This is a genomic window from Streptomyces sp. NPDC031365 (assembly GCF_055569765.1).
Window position 1 is genome coordinate 298,778 of the sequence record NZ_JBVIIM010000007.1, and the last position, 4,209, is coordinate 302,986.

A 4,209-nucleotide genomic window follows, 5' to 3' on the forward strand; every position below is an offset into this window, starting at 1 on the left:
GACGCCAAAGTCCCCCCTAACCCCAGAGACCACCCGGCCCGGCGCCCCCCCCCCCCCCCCCCCCCCCGCCGTACGCCGTGGGCGGTCAGGTTCTGCCCCGGCCCTCCGGGAGCTCCGTCCCGTCCTCGACGACGTGCATCGCGGCCTCCTCCGCGCCGGCGGCCCCGCCGTCGATCCCCACGTCCTCGGCGATCGACTCCTTGGTGGTGTCGCCGTGGGCGCCCTCGTCGGGGGCGACCAGGCGTCCGGCGCGGGCGGTGCCCGCCTCCGGGTCGACCGGCTCGCCCTCGCCGCCGGGCAGATCGCCCACCTCGTCCCCGGCGGGCACGGACGCGTCGGGCAACTCCTGGGCCAGCCGCTCGTCGAGGGTCTCCCCGTCGTGCTGCTCGGCGGCCGTGGTGCCGTGCCTGGTGACCCCGAGCGGTTTCTCCGGCGGGGAGTAGCCCTCGTCGAGCGTGTCGTCGTAGGACCGTTCGTCGAGGGCGTCCTGCATGTCGAGCGGCGCGGCGTCCTCCTGCTCCTCATTGCTCCCGGTGGGCTGGTAGGCGTCGTCGGCCATCGGTTCGGAGCCCATGGCGTCCTCCCTGTCACGCTGCGTCGGCACATGTCGTCTCCGGTATCCGGTCCGCGTTTCCCGTCACCCGGTCTTTAACCTCGCGCGGCCCACGGCGGAGACCGCCGCGGCTCCCCCGGGGTCCGCGCGGGACGCGTAGTACCGCGCACCTGCCCGCCGCTGTCCGCGGGGCGGGCAGGTGCGGCCCTGCGGTCGCCGGCGACGACCGGGACCCCAGCACGGGCAGGCGGGCGTGAGGGTCGTGGTGCCGTGCCGGACCTCGGCGGCGCGCGGACCCGCTCGGGCGGGGTGTCGGCGGTCCGGCGGTCCGGAACGGTGGGCAGCCCGGCAGCCGGCCGCCCCACACACGCGCGCGACCGAGCGGCTCCGGCCGGCACCGGGTGCGCGGGAAACACCCGCCGTCGTCAGCCGGGCGCCGGGGCGACACGGACCTCGAGGTCGCCGATCCGGCGGGCGGGCCAGTGCCGGGCGTAGCCCGGCGGGGTGCCGCCGGGGCCGGTGAGCGTGGCGACGGGGACGCGGCCGGCGGTGCGCAGGATCTCCTCGGCCGTGGTGTTCTCGTTGTTGCCGGAGGTGGCGCCGGAGGAACATCCGGTGTAGTAGCCGATGGGGATGGCCTCGTGCCCCGTGATCAGACAGGGCGGACGGACACCGAGCCGGTGCAGTTCACCGGCCGTCCGGGCCCAGTCGCGTCGGCTGTCGATGTTGCGGTCGACGGTGTACACGAGGACGGTCAGCTGCACGGCGAGATGGCCGGCCACGGCGAGCGCGACCAGGACCCCGGCGGCCGGCCGCCACTTCCCGTGCGGTGCCGTGACCAGGTACCACAGCGCCTCGGCCGCCGGGAGGGCGAGCAGGGCGTAGGCCGGCTGGAGGAAGCGGGGCGCCGCATACTCGATCATGAAAAGATACGGGAGTGCCGCGGTCGTGGCGCAGGCCAGCGGCAGCAGGGTGCACAAGGTGCGGCGGGCCCGAACGGCGACGACCAGCCCGAGAACGACGAGCAGCGGCAGGACGAACCACCACAGGGTGATCACCGGGTGGGGCATCGACCCGGTGCACGGACGGCACAGGGCACGCCCGCCCAGGCTGCGCAGCTGGTCGTCCACGGCGATGTGCCACCCGAGCCCGCCCTGGATGTGCGAGGCCTCGGCCAGCCGCTCCCCGAGTCCTCCGAAGGCGGTGTACGCCTCGATCACCCACTCTGCCCCTCCCACGGCGAGGCCGCAGGCCAGGGCGAGCAGGGACCGCCAGTGCCGGCCCGCCAGGGCGAGAACGAGCAGCGGGACCGTCACCCAGACGGCGTCGGTGGGGCGCATCCAGGCCATGAGCGCAATCCCTGCCACCACGGCCCACAGCGGGCCGCCGGACGAGGGGTGCGCACGGTGGCGCAGGAACCCGCCGACGGCGATCAGCGCGCCGATGGCGACCCAGTAGTTGGGCATGGCCTGGGGACCGTAGAAGAGGGTCACCCACAGGGAGGCGAAGAAGGCGCCGGCGGTGACCAGGATCCGGGTCGGGAAGAGGCCGCGCCAGGTGCGCAGGGCCAGGTGGAGTGCGAGGCCGGAGAGCACCGCGAGGTAGACGCGCAGCAGCACGGTGGAATCGGACCAGGACGCGACGGGCGCGACCAGCAGGGAGACGCCCCGGGAGCGGGGTGCGCTGAAGAAGGCGGCCGGGTGGTGGGAGGTGACCTGGCTGGTGTAGACGATCTCGTCCCAGCCGAGGCCCAGCACGGGGCGGACGAGAACGAGTTGGGCCAGGGCGAAGACGACGGCGAGGACCGCGAGCGGTCCGTTGCCGTGCGCCCGCCGGGAGGCGTCCGGCCGGGACCGCTGCTCGCGGCGTCCGGTCACGGCGAGGAGGGCACCGGCGCCGTCGCTCATCGTCCGTCCTTCGTTCTCGCGCGTCATGGGTGCCTGGTTCCTCGGCCCCCGGGGCCGAGGGCGGGGGCACCGGCCCGGCATTCGAAGATCCCGGACAACCTAACCCGCATGGAACGGATATGCAGGGCGATATGCAGCCAACCGCCCCAGGCACCCCAAAGGCCACCGCGTGCTCATGTCTCCCGCCCGAGGTCGGCCAGGTCCGTCACGACCCGGTCGGCGCCGTGCGCGTAGAGCGCGTCGGCCTGGCCCACCCGGTCCACGCCGACGACATAGCCGAAGTGTCCGGCGCGGCCCGCGTCCATGCCGGCGAGCGCGTCCTCGAACACGGCGGCGCGGGACGGCTCCACGCCGAGGTCCCGGGCCGCGGCGAGGAACGTGTCCGGCCTCGGCTTCCCGGGCAGGCCGCGTTCGGCGGCAACCACCCCGTCGATCCGGACGTCGAAGAGGCCCTCGGCTCCGATCGAGCGCAGTACGTCGCGGCAGTTGGCGCTGGAGGAGACGATCCCGGTACGCAGTCCCCGGGCGCGGACCGCCTCGATGTAGCGCAGGGTGCCCTCGTAGGCGGCCACGCCCTCGGTGCGGATCCTCGCCAGCAGCAGTTCGTTCTTGCGGTTGCCGAGGCCGTGCACGCTACGGGCGCCGGGCGGGTCACCGGGTCCGCCCTCGGGCAGTGCGATGTCGCGGGAGGCGAGGAAGGTGCGTACGCCGTCGGCGCGCGGGAGACCGTCGACGTACTCGTCGTAGTCGGCGTCGGTGAACGGCCGGAAGGCGTCGCCGTCGCGCTCCCGGAGAAAGGCGTCGAACAGTTCCTTCCAGGCGGCCGCGTGGACGGCGGCCGTTCTCGTGACGACTCCGTCGAGGTCGAAGAGGCAGGCGAGGATGTCATCGGGCAGACCCAGATCCGTCATACAGGACACTGTTCCCCGAAGGGTGCCGGGCAACGGGAATCCGGGCCACTCGGCAGGCGTGCCCCCGCCGCTCAAGTGACACACTCGTGCTGTGGCGCTGACCTTCGACGACCTCCTGAGCCGTGCCCGCTCCCTGCCGCGAGGCGGCCGGCGCGCGATCCTCGGCATCGCTGGGAGCCCGGGCGCGGGCAAGTCCACGCTCGCCGGGCATCTGGTGCGGGAGCTGAACGGCACCGGGGAGCCGTGGGTGGCGCATGTCCCCATGGACGGCTTCCATCTGGCGGACGCCGAACTCCGCCGTCTCGGCCGCCTGGACCGCAAGGGTGCACCGGACACCTTCGACGCGGCCGGGTACGCGGCGCTGCTGCGGCGGCTGCGCGAGGAGGCGGACGGTGGCGTCGTGTACGCCCCCGGCTTCGAGCGGGTTCTGGAGCAGCCGCTCGCGGGAGCGGTCCCCGTGCCGCCGTCCGCCCGGCTGGTGGTGACGGAGGGCAACTACCTGCTGCTGGACACGGGGGCTTGGGCCCGGGTCCGGCCGCGGCTGGACGAGGTGTGGTTCTGCGCCCTGGGCGAGGAGGAACGGCTGCGCCGGCTGATCGCCCGGCACGAGGAGTTCGGCAAGAGCCATGAGGAGGCGGTGGCCTGGGTCGAGCGCTCCGACCGGCGCAACGCCGAACTGGTCGCCTCCACGCGGGGCCGGGCCGATCTCGTGGTGCCGGCGTCCGTGCTGCCGGGTGCGGGGCGGGGGGGGGGGGGGGGGGGGGGGGGGGGGGGGGGGGGGGGGGGGGGGGGGGGTGGGGGGGGGGGGGGGGGGGGGGGGGGGGGGGGGGGGGGGGGG

The 4,209-nt window shown here is 74.8% G+C and carries 3 protein-coding genes and 1 pseudogene; 1 reads left to right on the plus strand and 3 read right to left on the minus strand.

Features of this window, described 5'->3' with window-relative positions; genetic code table 11:
* Positions 1-85: 85 nt before the first annotated feature.
* The 3 genes from ACZ5C2_RS14360 to ACZ5C2_RS14370 all read right to left on the minus strand — a co-directional run bounded on the left by ACZ5C2_RS14360 (position 86) and on the right by ACZ5C2_RS14370 (position 3,371).
* Positions 86-574, minus strand: a complete 489-nt coding sequence (locus tag ACZ5C2_RS14360) for a DUF5709 domain-containing protein (protein WP_468790136.1) — start codon at positions 572-574, stop codon at positions 86-88.
* Between the two features lie 404 nt (positions 575-978).
* On the minus strand, positions 979-2,460 hold the full coding sequence (locus ACZ5C2_RS14365) for a hypothetical protein (protein ID WP_468790158.1): 1,482 nt from the start codon (positions 2,458-2,460) through the stop codon (positions 979-981).
* A gap of 173 nt (positions 2,461-2,633) precedes the next feature.
* Positions 2,634-3,371: an HAD family hydrolase gene (locus ACZ5C2_RS14370; protein WP_468790138.1), complete on the minus strand. Its 738-nt coding sequence runs from the start codon at positions 3,369-3,371 to the stop codon at positions 2,634-2,636.
* A 91-nt stretch (positions 3,372-3,462) separates the two neighbouring features.
* On the opposite strand from ACZ5C2_RS14370, the pseudogene ACZ5C2_RS14375 reads away from it, so the two are divergent.
* Positions 3,463-4,104 (plus strand): annotated as a pseudogene (locus ACZ5C2_RS14375) (nucleoside/nucleotide kinase family protein); the annotation flags it as partial.
* Positions 4,105-4,209 lie beyond the last annotated feature (105 nt).

Coding starts and splice junctions, on each gene's coding strand:
- ACZ5C2_RS14360 (WP_468790136.1), bottom strand. CDS start 574: ATGGGCTCCGAACCGATGGCCGACGACGCCTACCAGCCCACCGGGAGC.
- ACZ5C2_RS14365 (WP_468790158.1), bottom strand. CDS start 2,460: ATGAGCGACGGCGCCGGTGCCCTCCTCGCCGTGACCGGACGCCGCGAG.
- ACZ5C2_RS14370 (WP_468790138.1), bottom strand. CDS start 3,371: ATGACGGATCTGGGTCTGCCCGATGACATCCTCGCCTGCCTCTTCGAC.